The sequence below is a fragment of the Duganella rivi genome (assembly GCF_009857435.1).
GTDB lineage: Bacteria > Pseudomonadota > Gammaproteobacteria > Burkholderiales > Burkholderiaceae_D > Rugamonas > Rugamonas rivi.
In genome coordinates, this window is sequence record NZ_WWCK01000004.1 from 58,330 (window position 1) to 84,689 (window position 26,360).

Sequence of the window (26,360 nt, forward strand, 5' to 3'; positions counted from 1 at the left end):
AGCACTCTGCTTTGCCTGAAGGCAAACCGCCAGCCTGGCGCATAGCTAAGATCGACGGCTTGCCGGAACAGTCGGCCAGCAAGTGGGGGCCGTCATGTGTGCGAGATTTTATATTTCTCCGAAACTTTATCGGGGGATATAAAAACTAAACATGGTGCACCGCCACCATGCAGGCCGCTGTCGGGGTAACTGAGCTCCCAATAACGCCCATCCTTTTTGTCCAGATAAAGTACCGACCATCCATCACTTGAACGAGCCACCTCGTCTAACTCGCTCTTTATCAAGTTATTAATACGGCGCCCGTTAACATCAGCAACAAGCTTACCGTTTTCGATTATCCAAGCACTTTCAATCTTGGTTTCGAAGAGTTGAATACTCATCAATGTGGAATCCATTCTATTGCTCCTGATGGGATCGGACCATTGGGGATCACGAACTCTGCCGCACCTCCAGCAGTCCGACCACCTTGTATAAACCCAGGGTTTGTTCTAAATACGGGCGAAGCGATACCTTCAATGCCTGCGCTTGGGAATTCAATCACTTTAAACCCGCCGGGAAGCTCAGGAATGGTTAATTTCTCAGCAATTTGCGCGTTTGATAAACCCCTTAACTCACTGGCGTTCGTGACAAAGACATCCAGATCGCCAGGCTTTGCCAGTGTCGTCGGTTTAAGGCCACGAGGTACAACCCGCGCAAATGTATTCGAAATAGGATTCGCAACAGACTTGGCCGCACGTGCCGCATTGACAAATTGATACCCTCGATATATGCCAACAACAGCTCTATCAACTGGCAAACCACTCGCTGCAATTCCAATCATGGTTCCAACTTGACCGGAAGCATGGTCAGTCATCTCAACGCGCCTAGCGCTCGTTCCTAGAATCTGCTCACCGTTCCCATTCGTGCCGTAATCATGGAATTCCTGCACGATGCCCTGCAACGGGTCGCCTAGTGATCTGCGCGAATGGTCCTTGAATCCGCTGTTTGCCGACTGGCTCTTTCCACGCACCGTTACCGTAGCAGCCGGACCTTGCTTCGAACCCGCAATTGAGCTACTCGAACCAGCACCAATGCTGCCACCAGATGAACCTAAGGCACCATTGAGGGAGCCGGTGACCACCACCGACGGGACGCTCTGCTCTTCATAACCGCTCGGATCGGTGTAGTTTAACGGCGAGTTGAGTACATAGCTATACCGATTCAGACTCTGCCCATTACTCCAATCGGTCACAAACGGGTCGGCGCTGATGAAGCGGCCAATTCCCGGATCGTAGACGCGACCGTTAAGGTGCACCAGATCCAACTGATCGAGCATTTCCTCGCCGGTATAGCCGGTGCTGTCCAGTACCCCGTCGATCACATCTGGCGTAGCACTGCCGCGTCCGGCTGGGACGCCGCCGAGCTCGCGGCGCTTGCCCCATGGGTCGTAAGCTGTAGATTCTTTTATGTCACCATTCTCGTCTGATATCGCCATCACGCTGCCCTGCGCATCCACGTGCATCCAGCGAGTATTGGCTGCGCCCGCCTCGACATCGACGTCAACGCCATTGCCGATCGGCCAGTAGCTGCGGGTGGCAGTCACCTTATTACTGACCGACTCCAGCTGCTGCATACCCAGATACTCGGTCGATATCGGATTAGCGCCACCAGCACGGTCCTGTCGTACCCGCTGGTGCTCGGCACCATAAGTAAAGGTGCTGGTGAAGCTGCCCTTGGTGATGGTCGCTGGCATGTTAAAGCTCTTCCAAGTGAGCTGTCGGCCCGCGCCATTTCTCAGGTTGCCATTCTTATCGTATGCAAAATCGGCGGATGACCCAGGCAACCTCTTAACCGCGTGCGGCAGAGAGCCCTCCCCTAATTTCTGCGAGAAATAGGTGTAGTCCTCAGTCGTGCTGAGATCGTCCTTGTGCTTCAAATTGCCGGCTTCGTCATAGCCATACTGAAGCCTGACGCTGCCCACCGTACTCGTTGCAAGACGGTTCAAACCGTCATACGTGAAGTCCTCCATGAAGCTGGCGCCTGGCCAGAAGGCATCGCGATGCGATAGCAAGCCTCTAGGGTTATATGCGTAGTTTTGCTGTAATAACGGCGAAGCTCCTTTGAGCACGTTGATCTTGGTCAGCCGGCCGGAGTAAGGATTGAACTCGCGTTTCTCTGTCAATCCATTGCCCAATTGCGTGAGCATCGGGCGGCCAGCCGCATCCGCGTCTGCAATACTCCACAGGATCACACCATCACGCTCCAGCCCGGCCAACTGCCCCATGTCGTCGTACCGGCGGACAAAGGTCTTACTCTTGCCTATGCTCGGTGCTGCACTTTCACTGCTCAGGCGCCCCCAAGCGTCATATTTATAGGTGCTGACGTGAATACCATTGGCACTAGTACGGCGTATCTCCTTCGGATTGCCGAACGCGTCATATTCATAGGTGCGTTCGTAGTCCGCCACTGCCGGCGACTTCTTCCAAGTACTTGCACTAACGAGCTTACCCTTCGCCGGGGCTGTCGATGGCAACTCTGTATCGAATACCCAGCGGCTGTCCAGATCGCGCTCCAGCCTACGCGTCATGCGGTCGAGCTTGTCGTACTCAAAAGTGGTGAGACCTTGAGCTAGACGATCCTCTGGACTGGTTTGCTGGTAAACGCGGCCGACTGCATCCACGTCATAGTGGATCCAACCCAAATCAGGATCGCTTAGATCAGTCTTGCGGCCCAGATTGTCATATTTAACAGTTACGATGTTGCCGTTCGGATCTTCTGTCGTCTTGAGATTACCAAAGGCGTCATACCCCATCTTGGTAAATTTGCCCGCGGCATCCTTCACTTCAATTAGATGTCCCTGCACGTCCCGTGTTTCAACAGTCTCGAACAACTCTGGGTTCTGATAAGTCGTCAATAAGCCATCAAATTTCACGATTGATTTTTGCGGCGTATTGTTTTCGTCCCAGCGGGTTACGCCAGTCACACGTCCTAAATCATCGTACTCATAGCTGGCGGCTATGTAAGCGATGTCATTCACAAAACGAGGACGATAAACCTTATCAAGACGTCCCAGATTGTCGTAGCCGTAATCCACGACGATCTGGCGCCCCTGTGAACCCCACGTGCTAATGCTTACGGGTTTGCCGGCGGCGTTCAGGTAGCGCGCCTCGGGCACAGCAATGTGATCTGTACCGCGTGAATACTCGCGTACCCCCACGGTTGTTGCACCAGCCGGACAAGCGCTGTCATTAACACACTGCTTGTAGTAACTGAGCGTTTCATTTGCATTGGCAAACTTAGCCTTCTTAATACGGCCGAAGGCATCGTACGTGTATTCTGTCTTCTGCTGGTTTGCGTCAGTCCGGCTTTTCGGCAGGCCAGTTTGCGCGTTATAAAGCAAGCTGTCCGTATGGCCCAGTGCATTGCTAATTTTCTCTGCAAAACGGCCTTTAGCGGTATCGAAAATACGTCGCACGACTTCACGGCTCTGCGCTACGCCTTTAGGGTCTGTCCATTCTTGTGTAAGGGCTTCTTCCAGACCGAAAGCGGTACGTCCATGCGTCGTCTTCACACGCAGAGGCGTGTTATTTTCTACAATCTCGGTGTCGAGCAGGCCGTCTTTATAGGTAAAGTCAATCTTACGTTGGATTGGATCGCCTACCGGCCCAGCTCTGGTTTCCGTTAATGATGAAGGCAAGCCAACGAGCCAATTGGTCGTATCAGGGATCACCGGTGTCACCACCGTCGATACAAAGGTGCCGCCGGCAGCGCTGCTTGTTGCGGTCTTCTGCAGTACATTGCCATAGGTATCGTAGTCGTCAATCTTAACTACTTCCGTCCCCATGTCTGCACCCGACAGGTCTTTCTGTACGCTCGTTATCGAGGTAGCGAGAACCCACTGCACCTGCGGCGCCATCGGTACCGTTGCGACAATTGTGTAGTCGGTCGACGTATCGCTCAGGTCAATTGTGCGCCCCCGTACCGATTGGACTAACTGCCGCAGCGGCAGGCCAACCGTCGGGTAAGCCTGACTGTAATAAACTGTGTTCTCGATCTTGGTATCAGGATCGCTCTCTTTGACCACCGCCATGCCCAACGAGCCGCGACCGGTCACATCCTCCAACGCACCGCCATACTGGTAATTTTTTACCAGCTTGCCAGCTCCGCCACTGGTTTCACGTAATTGCTTCACCATTACGCCGGGGGCGACAAATGCGGCAGGATAAGTCGGCGCCAGGACTTGTCCATTAACAATGGGCTTACGCACATAGACAGCAGGATCGTCTCCACGAGCATAGTCAACCTCAGTCTCGTGACCGATGCCGTTCTTTACCCAGACGATACGATCCATCGCCGCAGGCGCCACGAGCGTCATTGGAACCCATGCGGGCTTGCCATTTATGTCGGAACCGGTTTTGATCAGTAGCGCAGGCACACCACTGTCGTCGATAAACACAGTCTGGCTCTCCGGCACCGACTCAATTGTGCGGGCAATGAGATCGCAACTAAATCCAGCGACACCGTAAGCACAGAGATAGGTCTTAGGAGTGAACGGTCCCTCTATAGAGGTCCGGGCTGTGTTAAACAGCAGACGGGTTACGCCATCTCCTAGCAGGTCCGCGATCTTGGCGCCACTGGTAGCGTCCGCTGAAGTAGTGTCATAAAACGGCGCGAAGCTGTTCAGACTCGTATCCGGCTTGCAATCGACACCATTCTCTTTGCTGAGGCAGATGTAACGGCCATTATTTGCACCAGCATTGCGTATGCTGTAAATAAAATCTGTCAGCCCATCACCGTTGAAGTCACCGGTCTGATCTGCCGAGTCAACAGTCAGCAGCGTTTTCCCGACGCTTTTCGATTGGACTGGAGTATTACAGGCCATACCATCGATTTGATTAAAGCAAATCGTCACACCGTTAATCCGGTCTAAGCGCTGATCGGGGGAGCGAATCTCGTATGGGTCAGCTGGATTAGCCGCAGGTACCAGAGTCCCCCAGACCGAGTAAAAGTCGGATTTGGGCTGCCGGCTCAGCGAAATTTCGTTGATATTGAGGAAGTCGAAGCTGGTCAGACTCGGCTCGCTGGTGAGCAACGACGGCATCCCATTGAATTTCAAGTCGCTACAGCTCATGGCGCCATTGACATACGTGCAGTCGCGCGCGATACCGTCTCGATTAATCTTACCAATCAAGTGCGCCTTACGATCGCCACGCAAATTAACCGGCGCCGGAGTGCCATCACCGCCAGCCTGGCAACTGAACGTGACGGGTGCTCCTTTAGCATTGTTGATGCAGTAGCCCCACTTCTTGTTGGTGGTGTCAGCCAGAACAATATCATCAAAACCATCACCATTCAGATCGCTCATGTACGCGCTATTTGCACCGTAGGCAAATGTCGACTTAATACCCATGGCGTCAATATCCAACGTAGTCTCACTCTCGTTACCATTGGGCGCGCGGATTTTAACCGCTCCCGTTAGGTGAGGCTGGATGGTCGGATCGACACATGGTGGCTCATTCGACAGGCCGCAAGCAATCGCTTGTAGCGCAACGAAGCTAGTGCGGCCGGATCCGTCGACGTCACCCTGCAAGCGCGAGGGGTCACGTCCGGGGAAGTATGGCAGGACGAACGGAGCGACAGATGTTGCTTTCAAAGTTGGTGCGCCGCCAAGCCCCCATTTAAAGTCAGTACGCGGCAGCGTTTCAATTGTCCCATCTGCGGGATTGACTGCTTTCAGTTCGATCCAGTCGATCAAGCTGCGGCCACCGGTTTCACTCTGAATATAGTGAATGCCGTAGTCACGCACCAGTGTACCGCCAGTGCCATCGGCAGCCGTATCGATATAGGTACGAATGTGGCTCATGCGCTTGGCTGTATCTACGCGCACGCCGCCAATGTATGCAAGTTGTACATCGGGCCGAGAATCATCGTAATCGAATCTGACAGCGATGTCCGGCATGCGCTGGGTCGTACCCTTGGCATACCCGCCATATCGAATGGCGGCCGGTTGGCATTCTCCGCCCGTAGTACAGGCGTTATAGGACACCGTCAGGTAATTCCCCTTCCGATCTTCGGTGCGCGACAGTCCCCATTTAACAGCGCCTTGTGATGGAAGCGCAGCATTGGCATCGAGACCGAAATAAGAAATCCGTCCATCTCGCCACTCCACCTTGAAGCCGCCATCCGCTTGGCGCGAAATGCGCGCAAAGATATCGCTTTCAGTTCGGTAAGTCGTACCGACGCTCCAGTAACTATCGTCCGAATTATCGCCATCAACGCGGATCAGGCGCTGGCCATCCAAACACAGCCGATCACTATTATTCAAGCTGATGCGCCCATACACGCCGTCTTGCGCGATCGTCTTTGCGCATCGCTCAATATATGACAGGCCCGACAAGCTCCAGCCCATGCCCAGTACGCCATTGGGAGACGTGCTGGAATAATTCAGCGTCAAGTCAGGCTCGATATCGGCCGTGCCAGGCGGAACGTCGATCGGTATCGAATAGACTGCCTCCCCATTCGGGCCGACGGTCATCGTGCCGGGCAAGCTTCCCGCATTCGGGTTGCCCAGATGTGGCGTCGGAATATTGATCCCAACGAGAGGCTGCGAAGTGCTGGAAGTCACTACAACTGTCACAGGGATAGACTCACTAATGACGGTACCCGCGACATCGTAGGCGACAGCTTTGATGCTGTAAGTCTTTGCGGCCAATGGTTTCCATGTGTATGTCCATTCGTCGTTGGACTTAACTGCGTCGCCAATGAAAATCGAATTGGCGAAAAACTTAAGGGTTTGCGCGTTAGTTGGCGCATTGGCCTTGAGAAGAAGTTGCGAACCAACAGTGATGGTGGTGTTCGGTAACGGACTAGTTATAATCGCCGCCGATGCTGACACCACATTGAACTGACTCTGCGCACTAAACAGCGTGGTATTGCCTTGCCGGATTTTCGCGTAGACGACGTATGGCGTCGCGCTGGCGGCCAGCGCTTTCGACACCGAATAGGCCCCTGGCGCGTCGGCTTCAGCAGTAGCAGCGATCCAGCTACCATTGACATAGAAGCCAACTTCATCGAGCGAGCCTGCCAGTCCTGTCACCTTCATCCGCAGGAACGCGGGGTTAGGCAGCACAAAGCTCTGCCCCTGCGTCGGCGTCGTGATCCCCACTCGCAAGGCCCCCGGCATGGTGCAGGTATTGTCCGCGCAAGGCAGGACTAAACTGTCGCTGCCGCTGTAGGCGGGCGCTTTTACATACAGGGTGCGGCCGGGATACCGCGCCGTATATCCGCTCAGGTCAACATTGAAGTGGTGAGCGCTGCCCGGCGTTTGACATTGGCTCTGGACTGCAGCATTGTCGGGCTCGGTCGCCACGTTGGCGACGCCCGATGTCAGCAAGATACCGCCCAAATCCGTCGTTGGCGCGTCGAGCAATACCTGATAATTCAACGCCTGACTCACACTCGGCTGGCATATCCAGCCGATCAGCCGCGGCTTGTTGTCCGCGTCAATGCGCACGCCGCTGATCAAGCCCAGCAGGCTGCTATTGGTCACGTTAACAATCACCGGGGGTGAGAAGCCATCGTTGCCTGCATCGTCAATACCACGCAACTGGAATGTGTACAGGCCGGCCGGCACGGCGACCGTATAGTTGGCCGGTAGACTCAGGCTGGCACCGGTACCGTTTTTCACCGGGGGCAGCTGTACCACGCTGCTCGATCCGTACTGGCGTTGGGACACTTCCAGCGTTTTGATTACCCGCCCGGTTTCGGTCGCAGAACCCTTGAAGGTCAGCGTCGCCTTGGCGGTGCCGGCAACGCGCACATTGTTAGGGCTTACCGATAACGTCGCTGCCGGCGCGTTGAAGCCACTAACCACAACGGCGGCATCAGGGGTAACGGCGCCGAACCGGCCAACCTGCTCCTGCAGCATTTGCCATTGGAATGGCACGACGCCCGATACAAAAGGCGCCGTTACCGTCATCTTGAATTCGGCGATTTGGCCGGGCGCGACCGAGGAGGTCAGCAGCGCGCGATTTACACCCCACGTCAAGCTATCGTCGAGATTTCCCAGTCGATAGTTGTTACCCGCGGTCCAAGTCGCAGTCCCCGTGTTCAGCATGCGGATGGTGACGGGATACGTTTTCCCCGGACTCATGATGGTCGGGACGTCCTGCGACACGAAGCGTGCATCGGATGCACCCCCCCCTACAGCAGCCGTCGCCACTGTCTCGACATAGCTACCGGGGTTGCCCGGGCCGGTGGTACTCCACGTGCAAGTCGATGGATTATCCACCCAGCTAGCATTAGGAGTAATCGTCTCCGAGCCCGATGCCGGCAAAGTGCTATAGCCCGTGTAGCCAGGGCCATTCGCCGTGCAGCTGCGAGCCCAGCCCGCAGCGTTGGAGCTACTCCACGTCACGGTAGCCGGTTGTCCCACCACCATGACTGCCGGTGTGCGTTTCACACTAATGGTTGGCTGTGGCGCCAGCGACAATCGCATGCCGCACCATGGCTCATCCCAGCTAGAGGAAGTAACGCCGTTCGCCGTTGTGCCGTTCAGCTTTTTCAGCGTGTCAAGGGGCAGTACATTGACGAACGCGCTTTCCCCCGCCTTGAGCAGGCCAGAATGAATAAGCGCGGTTGGGATACTGGAATCGGTCGAATAGCCTGCACTATTGTTGCCCCACAGCCCTCCACCTGTCGCTGCCGTAAAGCTTCCGCTGGCCGGAGTCACGGCCAAGCATTCCGCACTGATAGCCTTGGGCGGGCTGGTGGTCATCGTTTGAGTAACCGTCGTCTTGCCAGTCGGCCCCTCCGCCGTCCAGATGCACGTAGACGGATAATTGGCCCATGCGGGATTTGCCGTGGCCGTCATGGTGCCGTTTGCATCCCAGCTGTTGGTCCCGTTGAAGCCGGTGCCGCTCGCCGTGCAAACGCTGGTAACCGAGGTTGCGCCAGTCGATGCCCACGTCAGCGTGTAGTTCTGCCCCGCAGCCATAGGGGACGGCGTGCGAGTGACCGTCAGCGTCGGCGGCTTCACAATCGTCTCCATCTTTTCCGTAACCTTCTTCGTCCCCCCGGGACCGACTGCGGTCCAGACGCAAGTGGAAGGGTTACCGACACGCTCGGCAAAGGTTTCAAGATTGGTGAGACTGCCACTGGGAGCAAAGGTGCTGCTGCCAGAGTACCCCGGACCGGCATGATCAGCGGTACAGTCGTTGCTTACCGAAGTAGCATTGGTCGAATCCCAGCTGAGGGAATAGGTTTTCCCCACCACCATCGGCGACGGATTCCTCGTTACGGTCAGCGTTGGCGGGGGGATGATGGTCTCCATTCGCTCCGTCACTGTTGCGGTGCCACCGAACCCATATGCCGTCCATACGCAAGTGGATGGATTACCAACACTATCTGCATAGGTTTCCAGGTTGGTGAGGCTGCCGTTGGGAGCAAAGGTGCTGGTGCCAGAGTACCCTGGACCTGGATGATCGACTCTGCAGTCATTCTTTACCGAGGTTGCGTTGGTCGAACTCCAAGTTAAGGAATACGTCTTCCCGAGTTCCATGGGCGATGGATTACGCTTCACTGTCAGCGTCGGGGCCGGCGGCAACACGGTTATCATCTTTTCCGTGACCTGCGCGCTTCCTCCGGGACCGGTTGCGGTCCAGACGCAGGTAGAGGGGTTGTCGATACCATCTGCAAAGGTTTCTAGATTGGTCAGGGTGCCACTGGGGGGGAAAGTGCTGCTTCCAGAGTAACCCGGGCCTGGATGGTCAACGGTGCAGGCATTGGATACCGACGTGGCATTGGTCGAATTCCAGGTGATGGAATACGTTCTTCCAAGCACCATCGGCGAAGGATTACGCGTGACGGTCAGCGTCGGCAACGGGTTGCCAGGTTGAGACACCACGACAGAAACGAGGGGCGAGGTATCGCCAAACCACTCAACATTTTCCTGTACCACTTGCCATTGGAAATTGTAGACACCGGCAGGGGCTGCCCGCTTCACACTGAACCTGAAGGTGTACGTTTCACCAGGCGCAACCGACGTCGAAAGAGGTACCCGGGCCACTCCCCAATCCCAATTGTTAGCCGGAGCCTGAGCACCAAGGCCGTAGGTATCCGGCGTCCAAGTAGTGGTGCCGATATTTTTCATCCTTACCGATACCGAGTACGAGGTACCTATGTCCATGCTAGACGAGACGCTCTGCGAAACAAACTGCGCGCCATTCTGCGCCAGCGCCGGCTGGGCGGCGCAGAACATCATTAAGACCAAGAGCCCCCTGACAATAACGAGCAAAAGCGAGCGGCAGGCTTGGGCGATGTGGGTGTGCATAGATTAGTTCAATTGGGATTGGTAAAGACGCGCGCGTGGACAGTTGCCGATACCTCTGCAACCACCCACGTCACAAAACAAGCAACATTAAGATTTGCTTAAATTTACTTAAAGTTACACAAACGGACTGCATTTTGCCTCAAAAAAATTGAGCCAAAATACACACAAAGTAACAATCGGCAAGTTTTTTTATCAAAAAGAATGTAGAAAGGGGGATTGCCTAGGGCTTTGTGTTATGCGCCCGGATATCGCCCACCAACGCGCCTCGCTAGCGGCCTAGAGAAAGTCTTTTACTGGACTAATGTCTATTTTCTTTAATTGAATAAATCCTTTTCCAACAGTCCACCCACCAAGTCCAAATGAAATTTGAAAAGGCTTTCCATCACTGTGAAAATAGCATGATACTAATTTGTCACTCTCCTGCGATTCATGTACTGGAATGAGCCGCTTCAGGCTATGTACTGAAATATGCCCTCCAATTCCTCCGCTAGTCTGCGCAGTAATATTCCAATCGAGCGTTGCAGTAAGTTTATAGTATCCCTTGGGCAATACTACCGCCTGCGATACCATCGCAACATCGGCGTATGAATCTGAACTAACACGGTTCAAATTTACATCAAATTTGGCCTCGCCAAACGGCGTGAACTTTAGGCTGCTTTCGTTGTACACCGCGGGAAGAAGCTTGATTTTTTCTACAGATGAAACAAGATATTGTGGCTTCAGACTCATATTGTCGCCAACAATATCAAATAAGGAAACTACTTCAACATCTTTTAACCGGGGAGAAACAATTCCCCGCCATATTTCGGTAAATGGCGTTGATAGGCCAACTAAAAACAGTATGAAAATTGGCGTTTTTTTTAACATATCACCCGGGCAAACAAGCGATTTAGCAGTGAAAATTGCCATTATCCCGAGCGACGGGATCGATGCCCGCATAAGCAGGTCATTATAAAAACCAACTTTAAAGAAGCAAAGAAATAAAATAAAGACGCCGTGAATTAAAAGTATTGATCTTGCCGCTGGATTTAAGATCCAGAGAGCCAATCCGATGAAAAAGAATTCCAGCAGAATAAACAAAATCCACGCTGCCGCAGAAAATTCTTTCGTATCCCATATCAAAGAAAATGGTATCCCTTCCGATCCGTTAGTCAAAAACAAGGCGGAAATTAACAGCAAGACTGGCGACGCTACAAAATTCGACCTCGACAATGCTTCACGAAGGCCAACCTTACAGACAGCCCAAGTGAAAGTAGGAATTAAGCCCACAGCGACAAATGGCGACCATAGGGCAGAGGCGCAAACAATTACACCTGCGTTTCGTACTGACTGGATCGGATATCTAAAAAATAAAAATGCGCCAACCCAGCCAGCTATAAGATGCTGAGGCGTCCAGAAAATGCTAGTTATCGATGAAGGAAGCTCTCCAAAACTCGCCCACCATTCGAGGTGCATAAGAGACGTAGAAGGAGGCGGAAAAGGCCCTATCAGATAAGCACCTATGATATCGGCTCCGCTAAACAGCAGAAAAATTATCCCAATTGCAAAACACTGCGCTTTAGCATTCAATTGCTCGCCAAAAGCAAGTATCAATGCAAAATAGCAACCGATAGTGGTCCAAATAAAGATTGCAAGAGATAAAAAAGGCGCGCCAAAAAACTTGGCCGTAAGTGCTGGAATTACATAATAGCTCAATGAATATCTCAATGTTGAGATCCCATCGCCAACAATGAACTTCGGAGGCCAAGGCTGATTTACCAAATCATTAAAAATAGCGTAGTGCTTAAACCAATCCGCGTTTTCCGCAAAGGGCGGCAATATTCCGGACAACCACACTATTCCTGCTGATATAAACAAGTAGGGCCACGTGTTGGAGAAAACAGAGAGTAATTGGCCTCTTTGCCACAAAGTTCTCGGATCTAAAAAAAACAGCGCGGATCCCGCCATCAAAATGACTGCGATAGGCCATTGCGAAAAATAGACTAAAACTAGTACCGAAGGAATAAAAAGATACAGCAGTGCCAGAAGAAAAAAAGAGCTTGCTCGATAATCAATCATCGCGTTGGGGGAAGATTCTTGGCCTTTTTGCATAGTGGGGAAAAGAAGCGAATAAAAATGAGAGCGATGGGCTTGTTGGTGCCCATACCGAGGCCTTTGCAACTAGTACTCTACAATAAAATTTTCTGTTTGGAAATAATGTCAACATGGGGCAGCCGCAAGAGCGCGGACTGTCATGGCGTTGAGATCCGCGCCCTGATTTCGAAGCTTAATGTGACGAAACCATCCCTAAGCTTAGTCTTCTCATGCGCGAGATAGACTTCAGCAAACGCGTTTTGTACAGACAAGCGCTCCAGATAGTCTCTTAGCGCTTCCGTATTGCGCGCCTCGCCGCGCAGCACGATTCTGCGCCCAGCCTTGTCTGGTTCAAACTCCAGCAGCTCGATGTCCGCCTCGCTGCTGCGTTCCAGCGCGACAAAGACTGGATACCAGTCGAACGCCTTTTCGGCGCGCAGGGAGGCCCAGCGCTTCTGCTCTTCCAGTTCGCTGCGAGACAGCTTGGGCTGCACTTTCGGTTTTGCCAGCTTATGCAGCTGGGCCAGATGCTCTTGGTCGGCCGCCGCTTGTGCGCCGAGGCGATACGCGTCAACCGCCACCACGATGGCGCCAGCAGCCAGCAGCGCGCAGAGCAGCCATACCCAGCGCGTGTAACGCGGCCAAGGCGCGAGGACTTTATGGAATTGACTCAATTGCGCCTCCAGTGGCCCAGCGCCAGCGAATTTACCTTGGCATTGGGCAGGCATCGCGCAACCATCTTGGCCAGCGCAGTGCCGTCGCCAAGCGACCAAATCCAGATGTCGAACACCTCGCCATACAAGGCACGCAAGCGCCGGCAGAGCCGCTCGGCGTTTTCGCCGGCATCGTTGAGCAGCGGCTGTACATCCAGCGCATATAGCCGTTTAGCGCGGTACAACAAGGCCGTCACGCGGCTACCTTCATCCAGCAAAAGCACGTTTTGATGGCGGCGATGCATTCGATCGAACTGCCAGTAGGCCGCTGCGGATACCGGTAAAGCACTGCGCAGCCGCAAACCGTGTTTGCCGAGCACTTGCTGCAGTTGCGTGATCCAGTCATCAGGCAAGGCAACGCCCAGGCCACTGCCGCCGAAATGGCGAAAACCACCGTCCACCGTCCACGCTGCATTATCCAGCCGGCCCTCGGATTCCAGCAGCATGCGCGCATACGCGCGGACTAGCGTAGTGGATCCCAGGCTATCCTGCCAAGGCAAGGCCATGGTCGCGCCGACCGCATCGGAAACCAGCACATCCACCGATGCCCCCCGCCTGAACAGCGCCCCCCGTTGCGCGAGCAAGGTATCGACTACATCGAATAAGGCGGCGTCCGCCGCTGGCCGCACCACGTCCGTTGCGGCGATCTCTGTCTGGCGCCCTCGCTGCAACCAACAGGCATTGGGGAAGACGCCGAGCGTCACTTGCTCAGGCCACAAACGTAACACGATTCACCTCTTGTAAAGTGGTATGGCCTTCCTTGACCAGATCGAGCGCGACATCACGCAAAAACCGCGTGCCTTGCAGGCGGGCTTGCTCCTTTAGGGCGCGTATCGATGCGCGCGCCACGATCATTTCGCGTATTTCATCCGTCAAGCGCAATACCTCGGCAACAGCGCGACGCCCGCGATAGCCGGTATTGCGGCATTCGCTGCAACCACGGCCGGCATGGAAGCGATAGTTGTGGGCGTCGGTGATGCCGGAATCGGCCAGCAACTCGGAATCAATGACGACCGGCTCAGAACAGTGCGAGCAATTCTGCCGCAGCAGACGTTGCGCGACTACTCCGGTCAGCGAAGAGACGAAACTATAAGGATCCACCCCCATGTGAATAAAGCGCCCGATCACGTCAAAGGTGTTATTCGCGTGCACCGAAGTAAATACCATGTGCCCGGTCAGCGCAGACTGCACGGCGATCTGCGCGGTTTCGGGATCGCGGATCTCGCCGACCAAAATCTTGTCCGGGTCATGGCGCAAAATCGAGCGCAGGCCAACCGCAAACGTCAGCCCTTTTTTTTCATTGACCGGAATCTGCAACACCCCCGGCAATTGATACTCAACCGGATCTTCAATGGTGATGACCTTGTCCTCGCCGTGATTAATTTCGGTCAGTGCCGCATACAGGGTAGTGGTCTTGCCACTGCCGGTGGGGCCGGTTACCAGCATCATGCCGTATGGCTCGGCCGCCAACCGCCGCAATAATTGCTGGGTCTGCGCATCAAAGCCCAGCGAACCGAGGGTCAGCCGCTGCACGCTATCCATCAGCGCTTTTTTATCCAGCACCCGCAGCACCGCGTCCTCGCCAAAAATACTTGGCATGATCGATACGCGTATGTCGATATCACGGCCCTTGGATGCGACCCGGAAGCGGCCGTCCTGCGGCACGCGCTTTTCACCAATATCGAGTTCGGCCAATACCTTAACGCGCGCGATGGCCTGTTCCGCGAGGGCGGGATTATTGACCGCGGCAATCCGATTCAGCACGCCATCGATGCGGAATTTGATGACCAGCCCCTGCGGCAAGGACTCCATGTGAATATCGCTGGCCTCCATCCGCAGCGCGTCGAACACGGTGGAGTTAATCAGTTTGATCGCAGGGCTCGATTCCCCTTGAATAGAGGTCAGCGTCAAATCGAGGCTGGCATCGCGCTCCGTGTGCCATACCTCTTCCTCGCCAACCGCGTCGGCAACCGCACTAAACGACGACTCGTACGACTCCAGCTCACGCTGCAGCTGCAAAGGATCACATAGATACACATCCTGCAACGGCAAGCCCGCCAGCCAGGCGCCCAAGCCCGTCAACAAAGGCAAGCCGATAATCGCCACCCGCCGCCCCTCCATGTCAGCAACCAGCGCCAGCCGTTCCAGCATCGCGCCGTAGGGCGTCAAGTCAAATGCGGGTGTGAGCGCAGCCAACTGCGCGCCATCCACGATGCGGTATCCCAGCAGCTCCGCGCTCACCGTCAAAGCAGCCGCGCGTTCCAGGCTGTGCCGCTCCGCCAATGTGCTCAGCCATTGCGATGCGTGCGCACTGTTCGCGCTAGCCCTGGCAATGTCACCCAGTTCAAAAGTCATGCAAGGTTCCAGTAAAAATCATACGATATTGGCCAAGTCGAAAATCGGGCTGTAGAGCAGCAGCACGATTGCGCCCACCACCAAGCCGATACCCAGCATCAGCACCGGCTCGATCAAACGCCCAGCGGTGTCGATCCAGATCGCCGTCTCCTGATCATAAAAATCGGCGATCCGGCCCATCATGTCGTCCAAGTTGCCGGACGATTCTCCCGCCACCAGTAACTGTTCCGCCACTTCCGTGCTCATGCCGCATTCACGCATCACTTGCGATAGCGGCCGCCCCTCGCTGACGAGGCGCACCGCGCGCTCCAAGCCTTGGTGCATCACGACCGGCAACGAGTCGCGCGTCATGCGCATCGCCGCCAGCACATTCACACCGCTATTGAGCAGCATGCCCAATGTGCGGTACAGACGCGCCAGTTGCAGCACCTTGATTCGCCCGCCTATCCACGGCGAAGCCATCATGCGCCGATGTAAAGCAAGCCGGGTTGCCGGCTGCAAGATGAGCACCACCGGCAGCGCCAAGGCAAACAACACCATGCTCCACGCCAGCAACTCGTTGTTGCGCACAAACGCGCCCCACCACTGCACGAAGCCGACGCTGCCATTGCGCATGCTGCCAGCTTCGTCATAGACCTCGCTAAAGCGCGGCAGCACATACAGCATCAGGAACGAAATCACCAGCGAGCCGACGCCCAGCAAGATCGCCGGATAGGTAGCGGCGGCGGTTAGCTTGCTGCGGATTTCATCGACCTGCTGTTGATACTGCATGAAGCGGCGGATCGATGCGCCGATGGTGCCGGTGGTCTCGCTTGAACGCACCATCGCCACATACAAGGAAGGAAAAACTGACGGCAGCGCTTGCATCGCGTCGGATAGCTGATTACCTTGGCGCAGCGAGCGCAACAGGGTGTCGTAGACCACCCGGTGATGGGCACGTTTGTCATTACGGCCAAGCACGTCGATGGCGTCGACCAAGGTCTGCCCCGCTTCAAGTAGGGAATGCAGCTGCTGGTTAAACACACCGAGATTGAAATTGGGGCGGGCAGCACGGATCTGCCACGTCGTGCTGATCGGGCGAATTTCCAGAATACGCCCTCCCGCGCCGGAAACCATCTGGCGCGCCTCGCTCTCGCCGGCGGCGTCTATCTCTTTGACTTCGACCGCCAGCGCAGACGTCAATATTTTGGCCTGGAATTTCAAACGGACGCCTCAATCCCAGCTACGAATCGCGGCAGTGCCCTCGGCGCTGCCGCTTTCGCCAGCTGAACTGATTTCGTACTCGCGGCCATCGCTGCCCGGCATTTTGTAGACATAGGCGTTACCCCACGGATCTTTCGGCACACCTTTCTTGAGGTAAGGCCCGTGCCAGTTAGGCTCATTGCTTGGCTGCACATATAAATCGATCAGGCCGGGTGTAGCGTTCGGGTAATGGCCGGTATCGATGCGGTATTGGTCCAGTGCTTTTTCAAAGGACTCAATTTGCGCCTTGGTGATCTGAACTTTTGAGCGTCCAATCTGGCCAAAGTACTTTGGCGCGACGAACGCCGCCAGCAGGCCGATGATGACGATCACGACCAGCAACTCTAGCAAGGTAAATCCGCGTGCCTTGCGGACCAATTCTTGTTTCATTTCTGTCCCTGTAAAGGAGGTTGATAAATAAATTTCCAGTCGCTGTAGCGCTGTGCACCCGCGAACGACTGCAACTCGGCAGGGAAGCCCTGCTGCTTGAACGGCTTGCCAGCCGAGAGCGAATGCACGCCGATGACCGCCCCCGCCGCATTGCGCACCACGCCCCACTCCGCGCTGCCGCTGATGGGATCACGGAACAACTTGCGCAAAGGACGCTGTGGCCGGGTCAATCGGTCGTCGTACAGCAAGGCATCCAATTCCGCCGGGTAGCTCTGGGCACTCCCCGGCGCTTCGTTGTAGTACTGCTCGATCGCTTTCAGATAAGCCATGCCGATTTCCAATAACTGCGCCTCCTTGTCGCGCTTTTCACGCGTCAGCGTCGACTCCAGCGCCCGCACTGAAACAAGCGACAGCACGGCCACCAGAAACATCACGATCACATAACTGAACCCGCTCTGGTTGCGCATGGCGGCTCACCAATCCTTCAGCAACGTGCCGTCCCGGCCTTTGCCCGGCGCGCCGCTGCGCACATCGGCCACCGCGCCAAGGTTCGGGTCAAGCGGTGCAACCGGCACCCAGCTACGCGAGCTCTGGGTAAACGGATCAGGTGGGATCTTCCGCAGATACAATCCGGTTACCAGATCATCCAGTTTCTCTGGGTAGTGGTTGCGATCAGAATAAAACTTGTCGATCGCATCGCGCAACAGGTATAAGTCCTCCCGCAGCACATCCTCCTTGGCCTTATCGATATTGCCGAAGTAGCGCGGCGCGGCCAGCGAGACCAGCATTCCGAGGATCGCTAGCGTGACCAGCAATTCAATCATGGTGAAGCCCTTGGCTCGCCGCATCACCACTCTCCGTAAGGCACGCCGTTCAAGCCCGCCCCCTGCGCCTTTGAATACACGTCAAAAACATCACTGCCTGCGCGCGGGTTTTGCGGCGGCGAATCGAAGCTGCGCACGCCCCAAGTGTCCGCCGCTGGCAGCGACTTGTTGGCAGAAAATGGATCGCGCGGTATGCGGCGCAGAAAATACTGCCTTGGAGCGCTGGAATTATTGGCATCCTCCACCCCTCTCACCAGTTCATCCAGAGACGGTGGATAGCCGCTGGCGCCACTGGCGACTACGATGCGCTTCGCTGTCGCCGCAGCCTTGTAGGCATCGATCGCCTGACGGATGTCGCGCAAGGCCACGCGCAAGTCATGCTCCTTCTCGCGCCGCATGGTCGTTTGCACCACCGGCACTGCCACGGTTGCCAGAATCCCGAGAATGGCAGCAGCGGCAAGCAGTTCGATCAAGCTGAACCCAGCTCGGCGGGAGGTAATCATCGCACTCATGGGGTAACGTTCACCCGGTGAACCAATGGCAAGCCCGGCGTGCGTATGGCCTTTTCCGCGCCGACCAAGGTGGTAGCGATGAGGGAAATGTCGCCGCCCGCAGTCGGACTCCTGGCTTTGACCGTCACCGCCAGCAGGCGGCCGGCGCCCTTGGCCTTGGCATCGCCGCCGTTGATGCTGGCCGATGTGCGCCCGCCTGCCGCATCGATGGATTTGCTAAAGGCAGTTTGACCTGCCTTGCCAAAATAGCCGCCATCCTCGACCGAAATAATCTCGAATTCAGCGGGGTTATAGCCCAGCTGCAAAGAGGCCGCACGCACCGCGTCGGCACTATCGAGATTGAGATACAGCGTCATCTCCTGCCCTACCCTTGCCTTTTCGATCCCTTCCCATTTCAGACTCGGCGCGCCTGGGGCAGATGGCTGTGGCGCCGCTTTCGGCGGCGCAACACCGGCAGGCGTGATCGGGGCCGCCTTATCGCCGGGCTTGGCCTCCAGCGTCCGCAGCAACAGAGGACGATTACGCAATGTCGCCTCGGTTCCGGACCAGAACGATTCCGCCGTTGCCTCCTTGCGCTGAATATTGCGGATCAGGTGCGGCGTGATCGACATCACGATTTCAGTTTTTTGCCGGGTATCGCTTTGGCTACCGAACAGCCGCCCCAACACCGGCAGTTCGCCGATCAAGGGAATCTTGTTTGCTGCTGAGCGGTCTTCATCGCTGATCAAGCCTGCCATCACCTGCGTTTCGCCATCCTTGAGTCGCAATGCAGTGGTGAAATTGCGGGTGCCGATCTGGTAGGCCTGAGAGCCATTATTGGTCTTCACCGACGAGACCAGCGAGCTTACTTCCAGACTCAGCTTCAAACCGATCTCATCGCGCAAGTGCACATCCGGCTCAACCTCCAGCTTGAGTCCCACATCAAGATACTGAATGTTCTCGGTGACGAAATTATTCGTGCTGGTGGTCGTGACCACCGGCACCTTGTCGCCGATCATGACCTTAGCCTTGTCACGGTCGCGCACGCGAATACGCGGGTTTGCCAGCAAGTTGGCGTCGCCATTGGTCTTTTGCAGATTGATCGTCGCGCTCGGTACCGTGATCCCCAAGCCATCTGAAGTAATGTTCTTCAGGTCGCTTAATTTCATGGTCGACGTCGATGCCGTATTACCGTTGCCGTTGCCGGTGGTGGTGCCACCCAGCGGTGTAACCGTGAGCTGATTGCTCCATTGGATACCGGCGTTGAGCAAGCTGGAGCGATTTATCTCCAGCACTTCAACTTCCAGCATCACTTCCGGCTCCTCCAAATCTTGCAAGCGGATCAGCTTTTCAGCCAGAGCGATGGTCTCGGGGCTTTCGCGCAGAATCAAGAAGTTGTATTTGTCATCGACATAGACATCCTTGAGCTTCAACACCGTTTTGAGCATGCTCGCCGCCTGCTTGGCTTCCACGTTGGCCATGTAAAAAGCGCGCACCAGCAAGTCCTGATATTCACGCACTTTGGCAGGCGTGTTTGGGTATATCAAGACACTGCTGGCATTGAGTACTTTTTTCTCCAACTGACCAGTCGAGAGCATCACGCTGATGGCATCGTCCAGCGTGGTCTGGCGAAGAAAGACGGTGGTGCGCTGGTCGGTTTTGACATCCCGGTCGAAAATAAAGTTGATGCCCGTAGTGCGCGACAAGGCATCAAACACAAATTTGATACTAGCATCGCGGAATTCCAGATTAATCGGTTTCTTGTAGATCGCCCCCAGCAATGGCTCGATCAAAAGCTCCTGAGCTTGTATCGCCTCAATCTCGCGCCGGACCAGTAAAGCACCAGCATGCGATGGCGCCGCTTTCAAGGCGCGCGCGGTAAACTCTTGCGCCTTCATCATATCGTCCGCTTTCAGCGCGGCAGCGGCCGCCTCTGCATCTTCATCGGCACGCACCAGCGCCGCCAGCCGCTCAAGGCCGGCTAGCGCACGGGCATTGTCGCGATCATATTGCAGTACATCGCGGTACGCACGCTCCGCAACATCCCGCTTGCCATCAGCAAGCGCCACCAAGGCCGATGCCAGCAGTTTTTCATTCGATATCTCTCTAGCACGCAACCAGTCACGACGATAAGCAAGGTCGCCAGGCTTAAGTTGCGCCGCTTGTGCAAGCTCGCTGACCGCAGTTGGATAATCCCTGCTGTCTAGCGCGCTAATGCCTGCTCGATGATGCTTCTCGGCCGCGCACCCCGCCAGCGCGATAAAAATAAAAGTAAAAGCAAGCCGCCGCGCGCGGCCAAAAACTGAGAAACGCATGCGCTAATTTTCCTTTGCTGGAATAGCCAACGACTGCTTTAGACCAGATGAAGCCGATACAAATTCAATGTTGGTCGGACTAATGGTGCTTACTTTATAGCCGCCGTCCAGCAGATCACCTAAGCGTGCGACAACCACTTGCTCGCCGCTGCTCAAATAGACAATCAGGTCCGAGCCATCGTTCATCTGTCCGATAAACTTGAACGGCAAAGGAGGCGGTGGCGGCGGTGGCGGCGCTTCTGCCGCAATCACCGGTTGAACGGTTCTCGATGTAGCGGCGACTGGCTGTGGCGGCTGCCATGCCTTGGATTCGAAAGGATTGGCATCGGCGGCAATCCAGCTGGCGCGCGCCTCCATGACAGGTGTTGGCAATGCGGATTTCGGTGTCGGAATGGCCCGCTGCGCCACAGCTAGCGATGGCGCAGCATCATAGGCAGCATCGCTCGTTGCGTCATCGAACGGATAGAAAATCGCGGCAACCGTGCCGGCAAATGCAAGCGCAAGCACCGTCCAACGGCGCCGGCTATCCATGTCCCGCCTTGCGATAAAACGCAGAGAACCCCAGCTGGCAGGACAGCAGCGTGGCGACCGCATTCTCCTTGCTGCAGCGAACGTTATCCAATGTCACATTAGAAAATTCAGCCATCATCGCTGCAACGAACTTGCGTATTTCTGGATAGCCGGTCTTGACGGACAACGTGACCCGGTAGCGCAAGAATGGTTGATTTGCACTACTGTCCAGCGTATAGCTCACTTCATCGAGCGGCAATTTCACATCGGCAGCAAGCGCATGGAAATCTGCAGTCAGTGATGCACTTGAAAAAATGGGTAGATCTCGCTCAATGCTACTGGCAGCAACCATGGCTGGTGCGGCAGCCGGTTTTGCGACGAGAAGGGAGAGAGCCCTTAATTCCTCAGCGGCAGTACGTTGCCGCTCGGCCGCCATCAACCAGCTCACGGCACAGATGGCGGACACAATAGCCAGCGCTGCGACGAGCGTGGCTGCAAGCGGTTGCATGGAATAAAAGCGGCGGTAATAAAAGCGGCCAATCAGAACTACTTTTTCCACGGTGCAGTCAGGATGAGCAAGGGCCTATGACTTATGGCCGAATCGATAATTTCCTATTGTAACAAACATTTTCAAATTAGAAACTCACCAATTGTCACTCACTCGCCATTCTAAGTGACCAGAGTCAGCCACCACGCCGCTAAAACGATAACAATGTAAGGCCACGACCGCAGCGAGATTTTCCAATCGGTGCTCGACGGCCAGCAGGCGAGGAATTGCGGCGCGACGGCAAACGCCAGCGCTACGTCGATCCACTGGAAATCCAAACCGCTGCGGGTGCGCCACCACGCCACCACGAACGGCAGCACCGCCACCGCAAACGGCGCCAAGGCCGATGGCGCGGCGTTGTACCAGCGTACCCGCGTCAGCCGCACCGATCCCAGCTCCCAGCCCTGCCCGATCCGCCGAGGAATGACGGTGAACGCGGCCGGACGCGCGCCCGTCAGCATGCCCGCGACGAAATGCGCAAGCTCGTGGCAAATGGTGCCCGCTACAGTGAAGAGGAAAAAGAAGGGATGCCGCGCCGATAAAGCACGGATCAACAGCGCCAAGACCAACGACGGCGCCAGGTAGATGAGGATGTCGCTATGCCGGCAAAGCCACTCGGGCGCCAGCACGCTACATTCAAGCAGGCTGCTCATGCGGCATCCTCGCACGGACGCCGCATGCAGTCAACGCCCTTCCCACACAGGCGGGAACGGCTTTACTTCTTCTTACGAGCCGATGGCCGCGTTGAAGGTTGCGCTTGGACGCATGACAGCTGCGGTCTTGGCTGGATCTGGGTAGTAGTAACCACCGATATCCTGTGCCTTGCCCTGCACGCTGTTCAATTCCGAGACGATCTTCGATTCGTTGTCAGCCAGCGTTTTTGCCAGTGGCGCGAAGTGAGCAGCCAGTTCAGCATCTTCGGTCTGCGCGGCCAGAGCTTGCGCCCAGTACAGCGACAGGTAGAAGTGGCTGCCACGGTTGTCCAATTCACCGGTGCGCGACGATGGCGACTTGCTGTTGTCCAGCAGTTTGCCGGTTGCAGCGTCCAGCGTCTTGGCCAGGATCTTGGCCTTTGCATTGCCGTCCTTGATGCCCAGCTCTTCCAGCGACACGGCCAGCGCCAGGAACTCGCCCAGCGAATCCCAGCGCAGGTGGTTTTCTTCCACCAGCTGCTTCACGTGCTTAGGAGCCGAACCACCAGCGCCGGTTTCGTACATGCCGCCGCCCGCCATCAGCGGAACGATCGACAGCATCTTGGCCGAGGTGCCCAGTTCCAGGATCGGGAACAGGTCGGTCAGGTAGTCGCGCAGGATGTTGCCGGTCACCGAGATGGTGTCCAGGCCGCGCGAGACGCGCTCCAGGGTGTAACGCATGGCGCGCACTTGCGACATGATCTGGATGTCCAGGCCCTTGGTGTCGTGTTCTTTCAGGTAGACCTGTACCTTCTTGATCACTTCGTTTTCGTGCGGACGGTATGGGTCCAGCCAGAACACGGCAGGCATGCCGGAGTTGCGGGCGCGGGTGACGGCCAGCTTGACCCAGTCACGGATCGGCGCGTCTTTCACCTGGCACATGCGCCAGATGTCGCCCTGCTCCACGGTCTGGGTCAGCAGCACTTCGCCGGTGTCCAGGTCGGTGATGTTGGCAGTGCCGCCTTCGGTTACTTCGAAGGTCTTGTCGTGCGAGCCGTACTCTTCGGCTTGCTGCGCCATCAGACCGACGTTAGGCACGGTGCCCATGGTGGTCGGGTCGAAGTTGCCGTGCCATTTGCAGAAGTTGATCATCTCCTGGTAGATACGGGCGAAGGTCGACTCAGGCATGACCGCCTTGACGTCGGCGGTGCGGCCATCGGCGCCCCACATTTTGCCGCCGATACGGATCATGGCCGGCATCGATGCGTCAACGATCACGTCGTTTGGCGAGTGGAAGTTGGTGATGCCCTTGGCCGAATCGACCATGGCCAGCTTAGGACGGTGTTCCAGGCAAGCGTGCAGGTCTTTGAGGATCTCTTCTTTCTGCGATGCCGGCAGTTTCTCGATTTTCTCGTACAGGTTGACCATGCCGTTGTTGACGTTCACGCCCAGCTCTTCGAAGGTCTTGGCGTGTTTTTCAAACGCTTCCTTGTAGAAGATGCGCACGCAGTGGCCGAACACGATTGGGTGCGAGACCTTCATCATGGTCGCTTTCACGTGCAGCGAGAACATCACGCCGGTTTTGTAGGCGTCGTCGATTTCTTTCTCGTAGAACTCCAGCAGCGCTTTTTTGCTCATGAACATGGAGTCGATGATCTCGCCGGCTTGCAGCGCGACCTTCGGTTTCAGCACGATGGTTTTACCCGACGCGGTGATCAGTTCCATCTTGACGTTGCGGGCCTTGTCCAGGGTCATCGACTTTTCGCCGTGGTAGAAGTCGCCGGCGTGCATGTGCGACACGTGGGTGCGCGATGCCTGGCTCCATTCGCCCATCGAGTGCGGGTGCTTGCGGGCGTAATTCTTCACTGCCATCGGCGCACGGCGATCCGAGTTACCTTCGCGCAGCACTGGGTTCACGGCCGAGCCGATGCACTTGCTGTAGCGGGCTTTCAGGGCTTTTTCTTCGTCGGTTTTTGCGTCTTCCGGGTAGTCCGGCAGCTTGTAGCCCTTGCCTTGCAATTCGCGGATGGCCGCTTGCAGCTGGGCTACCGATGCCGAGATGTTCGGCAGCTTGATGATGTTGGCTTCCGGCTTCAGGGTCAGTGCGCCCAGCTCAGCCAGGTTATTCGGGACTTTTTGTTCGTCAGTCAGGAATTCAGGGAACTCGGCCAACACGCGCGCAGCAACGGAGATGTCGCTGGAAACCACGTCGACGCCAGCCGGTGCAGTGAACTTCTTGATGATAGGCAGCAGGGAATATGTTGCCAGCAGTGGCGCTTCGTCAGTCAGCGTGTAAATGATTTTTGAATTTTGTGTTGCCATGTTCATTCCCTCGTAAACGATCTGTGGAGTTAATTCCGCCCGTTATTTTAAACCTTCCCCCCCTAATTTGTGCAAACGATGACACTCTGATTATGGGGACTCTTGTCATCATACAACTTACGGGAGCACCCTGATGGTGCATGTGCATTAAAATCAACAAGTTAAACGTTTACTGGCAAACTGGTAGTTGATATTCAGTTGTATGATGTCTGATATCTAGGCTATGATCATCGAACCAAAAGTAAGGAGACTTCGCATGACCACGCCTCACCCGCAGCAAGCCAGCCGCGTCCGCTGGATGATCCTCGCCGTACTGTTTGCCGTTACCACCATCAACTACGCCGACCGCGCCACCATCGCGATCGCCGGCCCGGAGCTCAAAAAGCTGCTGGGCCTGACACCGGTGCAAATGGGTTTTGTGTTCTCCGCGTTCGCATGGTCGTATGTGCTGGCGCAATTGCCGGGCGGCTGGCTGCTTGACCGCTTCGGTTCCAAGATTACCTACTTCTTCAGCATCTTCCTGTGGTCGCTGTTCACCATGCTGATGGGCGGCGTCGGCTTCTTTACCGGCGCAGCTGCGGTCGCGGCACTGTTCACCTTGCGCCTGCTGATCGGCGCAGCTGAAGCGCCCTCCTTTCCCGGCAACTCGCGCATCGCCTCGTCGTGGTTCCCAACCAGCGAGCGCGGCACGGCGGCCGCCATCTTCAACTCGGCGCAGTACTTTGCCACCGTGCTGTTCGCGCCCATCATGGGCTGGCTGGTGCATTCGTTCGGCTGGGAGAGCGTGTTCTTCGTGATGGGCGGACTGGGCATCATCATGGCCTTTATATGGCTGAAGACCGTGTACGGCCCGAAAGACCATCCGCGCGCTAATGCTGCCGAGGTCGCCTACATCGAAGCCGGCGGCGCGCTGGTGGATCTGGAGAGCAAAGACAAGGCAGCGGCCACCACCAAGCTCGACACGTGGGCCTGCATCAAGCAGCTGCTGGGCAACCGCATGCTGCTGGGCGTGTACATCGGCCAGTACTGCATCAACACCCTGACCTACTTCTTCCTGACCTGGTTCCCGGTGTACCTGGTGCAGGAACGCCACATGACGATTTTGAAGGCCGGCTTTGTGGCGGCGCTGCCGGCGGTGGCAGGCTTCCTCGGCGGCGTGCTCGGTGGCGTGATCTCGGATCGCCTGATCAAGGCCGGCAAAACGCAATCGGTGGCGCGCAAGACGCCGATCGTGTGCGGCATGCTGCTGTCGACCTCCATGATCATCTGCAATTACGTGGAAGCGGACTGGCTGGTGATTACCGTGATGTCGCTGGCCTTCTTCGGCAAGGGCATCGGCGCGCTGGGCTGGGCGGTGGTGGCGGATACCTCGCCGAAAGAAGCCGGCGGCATGAGCGGCGCGCTGTTCAACACCTTCGGCAATACGGCCGGCATCACCACACCGATCGTGATCGGCTACATCCTGGAGAAAACCGGCTCGTTCTCGGGCGCGCTGGTGTTCGTCGGCGCCAACGCCGTGGTGACCATCTTGTGCTACCTGCTGATGGTCGGCGAAATCAAGCGCTTCGAATTCAAGACGCCGGTGATGCGCAAGCTGGAACCGGCGCGCGACGCGGCTTAAAGCCCTATCGACGCCG

General features: G+C 56.2%; 17 protein-coding genes. 1 reads left to right on the plus strand and 16 read right to left on the minus strand.

All coding sequences use genetic code 11. The features are described from left to right. Window positions 1–92 precede the first annotated feature (92 nt). From GTP45_RS12700 to GTP45_RS12775, 16 genes are all read right to left on the minus strand, one after another. On the minus strand, window positions 93–395 hold the full coding sequence (locus GTP45_RS12700) for an Imm27 family immunity protein (protein ID WP_161014266.1): 303 nt from the start codon (window positions 393–395) through the stop codon (window positions 93–95). After that, on the minus strand, window positions 380–10,309 hold the full coding sequence (locus GTP45_RS12705; protein ID WP_161014267.1) for a polymorphic toxin type 10 domain-containing protein: 9,930 nt from the start codon (window positions 10,307–10,309) through the stop codon (window positions 380–382). Before GTP45_RS12705 ends, GTP45_RS12700 begins: the two co-directional genes overlap by 16 nt. A 276-nt stretch (window positions 10,310–10,585) precedes the next feature. Then, the gene (locus GTP45_RS12710; protein ID WP_161014268.1) at window positions 10,586–12,400 is read right to left on the minus strand and encodes a hypothetical protein; all 1,815 of its coding nucleotides are present in this window, start codon (window positions 12,398–12,400) and stop codon (window positions 10,586–10,588) included. A gap of 140 nt (window positions 12,401–12,540) precedes the next feature. After that, window positions 12,541–13,056, minus strand: a complete 516-nt coding sequence (locus tag GTP45_RS12715) for a hypothetical protein (RefSeq protein ID WP_161014269.1) — start codon at window positions 13,054–13,056, stop codon at window positions 12,541–12,543. Then, on the minus strand, window positions 13,053–13,823 hold the full coding sequence (locus GTP45_RS12720; protein WP_161014270.1) for a hypothetical protein: 771 nt from the start codon (window positions 13,821–13,823) through the stop codon (window positions 13,053–13,055). Before GTP45_RS12720 ends, GTP45_RS12715 begins: the two co-directional genes overlap by 4 nt. Beyond that, on the minus strand, window positions 13,804–15,450 hold the full coding sequence (locus GTP45_RS12725; RefSeq protein ID WP_161014271.1) for a GspE/PulE family protein: 1,647 nt from the start codon (window positions 15,448–15,450) through the stop codon (window positions 13,804–13,806). The genes GTP45_RS12720 and GTP45_RS12725 overlap by 20 nt, the downstream gene beginning before the upstream one ends. A gap of 18 nt (window positions 15,451–15,468) precedes the next feature. Beyond that, window positions 15,469–16,653: a type II secretion system F family protein gene (locus GTP45_RS12730; RefSeq protein WP_161014272.1), complete on the minus strand. Its 1,185-nt coding sequence runs from the start codon at window positions 16,651–16,653 to the stop codon at window positions 15,469–15,471. A 9-nt stretch (window positions 16,654–16,662) separates the two neighbouring features. Further along, window positions 16,663–17,082, minus strand: a complete 420-nt coding sequence (gene gspG / locus GTP45_RS12735; protein ID WP_161014273.1) for a type II secretion system major pseudopilin GspG — start codon at window positions 17,080–17,082, stop codon at window positions 16,663–16,665. Further along, complete coding sequence (locus GTP45_RS12740; RefSeq protein ID WP_161014274.1) at window positions 17,079–17,549, minus strand: type II secretion system protein; 471 nt, start codon at window positions 17,547–17,549, stop codon at window positions 17,079–17,081. The genes gspG and GTP45_RS12740 overlap by 4 nt, the downstream gene beginning before the upstream one ends. A 6-nt stretch (window positions 17,550–17,555) precedes the next feature. Next, window positions 17,556–17,930 carry a type II secretion system protein gene (locus GTP45_RS12745; RefSeq protein ID WP_161014275.1) on the minus strand — a complete coding sequence of 125 codons (375 nt, stop codon included), beginning with the start codon at window positions 17,928–17,930 and terminating at the stop codon, window positions 17,556–17,558. Then, a complete protein-coding gene (locus GTP45_RS12750) occupies window positions 17,930–18,409 on the minus strand; it encodes a prepilin-type N-terminal cleavage/methylation domain-containing protein (RefSeq protein WP_161014276.1) in 480 nt (159 codons plus the stop codon). Before GTP45_RS12750 ends, GTP45_RS12745 begins: the two co-directional genes overlap by 1 nt. A 5-nt stretch (window positions 18,410–18,414) precedes the next feature. Then, window positions 18,415–20,712, minus strand: a complete 2,298-nt coding sequence (locus GTP45_RS12755; RefSeq protein ID WP_161014277.1) for a secretin GspD/PilQ domain-containing protein — start codon at window positions 20,710–20,712, stop codon at window positions 18,415–18,417. 3 nt (window positions 20,713–20,715) lie between these two features. Next, on the minus strand, window positions 20,716–21,243 hold the full coding sequence (locus tag GTP45_RS12760) for a hypothetical protein (RefSeq protein ID WP_161014278.1): 528 nt from the start codon (window positions 21,241–21,243) through the stop codon (window positions 20,716–20,718). After that, window positions 21,236–21,781, minus strand: coding sequence for a hypothetical protein (locus GTP45_RS12765; RefSeq protein WP_161014279.1), 546 nt, complete (start codon window positions 21,779–21,781; stop codon window positions 21,236–21,238). Before GTP45_RS12765 ends, GTP45_RS12760 begins: the two co-directional genes overlap by 8 nt. Before the next feature lie 110 nt (window positions 21,782–21,891). Beyond that, complete coding sequence (locus GTP45_RS12770; protein WP_161014280.1) at window positions 21,892–22,422, minus strand: hypothetical protein; 531 nt, start codon at window positions 22,420–22,422, stop codon at window positions 21,892–21,894. A gap of 72 nt (window positions 22,423–22,494) precedes the next feature. Next, window positions 22,495–24,723, minus strand: a complete 2,229-nt coding sequence (locus GTP45_RS12775) for an NADP-dependent isocitrate dehydrogenase (RefSeq protein WP_161014281.1) — start codon at window positions 24,721–24,723, stop codon at window positions 22,495–22,497. 256 nt (window positions 24,724–24,979) lie between these two features. Between GTP45_RS12775 and GTP45_RS12780 the strand changes: the two genes are divergently transcribed. Next, window positions 24,980–26,344, plus strand: a complete 1,365-nt coding sequence (locus GTP45_RS12780; protein WP_161014282.1) for an MFS transporter — start codon at window positions 24,980–24,982, stop codon at window positions 26,342–26,344. Window positions 26,345–26,360 lie beyond the last annotated feature (16 nt).

What these genes read in the sequence shown, in the direction of transcription:
- GTP45_RS12700 (WP_161014266.1), bottom strand. Translation starts at nt 395, where the DNA reads ATGGATTCCACATTGATGAGTATTCAACTCTTCGAAACCAAGATTGAA.
- GTP45_RS12705 (WP_161014267.1), bottom strand. Translation starts at nt 10,309, where the DNA reads ATGCACACCCACATCGCCCAAGCCTGCCGCTCGCTTTTGCTCGTTATT.
- GTP45_RS12710 (WP_161014268.1), bottom strand. Translation starts at nt 12,400, where the DNA reads ATGCAAAAAGGCCAAGAATCTTCCCCCAACGCGATGATTGATTATCGA.
- GTP45_RS12725 (WP_161014271.1), bottom strand. Translation starts at nt 15,450, where the DNA reads ATGACTTTTGAACTGGGTGACATTGCCAGGGCTAGCGCGAACAGTGCG.
- gspG (WP_161014273.1), bottom strand. Translation starts at nt 17,082, where the DNA reads ATGAAACAAGAATTGGTCCGCAAGGCACGCGGATTTACCTTGCTAGAG.
- GTP45_RS12740 (WP_161014274.1), bottom strand. Translation starts at nt 17,549, where the DNA reads ATGCGCAACCAGAGCGGGTTCAGTTATGTGATCGTGATGTTTCTGGTG.
- GTP45_RS12745 (WP_161014275.1), bottom strand. Translation starts at nt 17,930, where the DNA reads ATGCGGCGAGCCAAGGGCTTCACCATGATTGAATTGCTGGTCACGCTA.
- GTP45_RS12750 (WP_161014276.1), bottom strand. Translation starts at nt 18,409, where the DNA reads ATGATTACCTCCCGCCGAGCTGGGTTCAGCTTGATCGAACTGCTTGCC.
- GTP45_RS12755 (WP_161014277.1), bottom strand. Translation starts at nt 20,712, where the DNA reads ATGCGTTTCTCAGTTTTTGGCCGCGCGCGGCGGCTTGCTTTTACTTTT.
- GTP45_RS12760 (WP_161014278.1), bottom strand. Translation starts at nt 21,243, where the DNA reads ATGGATAGCCGGCGCCGTTGGACGGTGCTTGCGCTTGCATTTGCCGGC.
- GTP45_RS12770 (WP_161014280.1), bottom strand. Translation starts at nt 22,422, where the DNA reads ATGAGCAGCCTGCTTGAATGTAGCGTGCTGGCGCCCGAGTGGCTTTGC.
- GTP45_RS12775 (WP_161014281.1), bottom strand. Translation starts at nt 24,723, where the DNA reads ATGGCAACACAAAATTCAAAAATCATTTACACGCTGACTGACGAAGCG.
- GTP45_RS12780 (WP_161014282.1), top strand. Translation starts at nt 24,980, where the DNA reads ATGACCACGCCTCACCCGCAGCAAGCCAGCCGCGTCCGCTGGATGATC.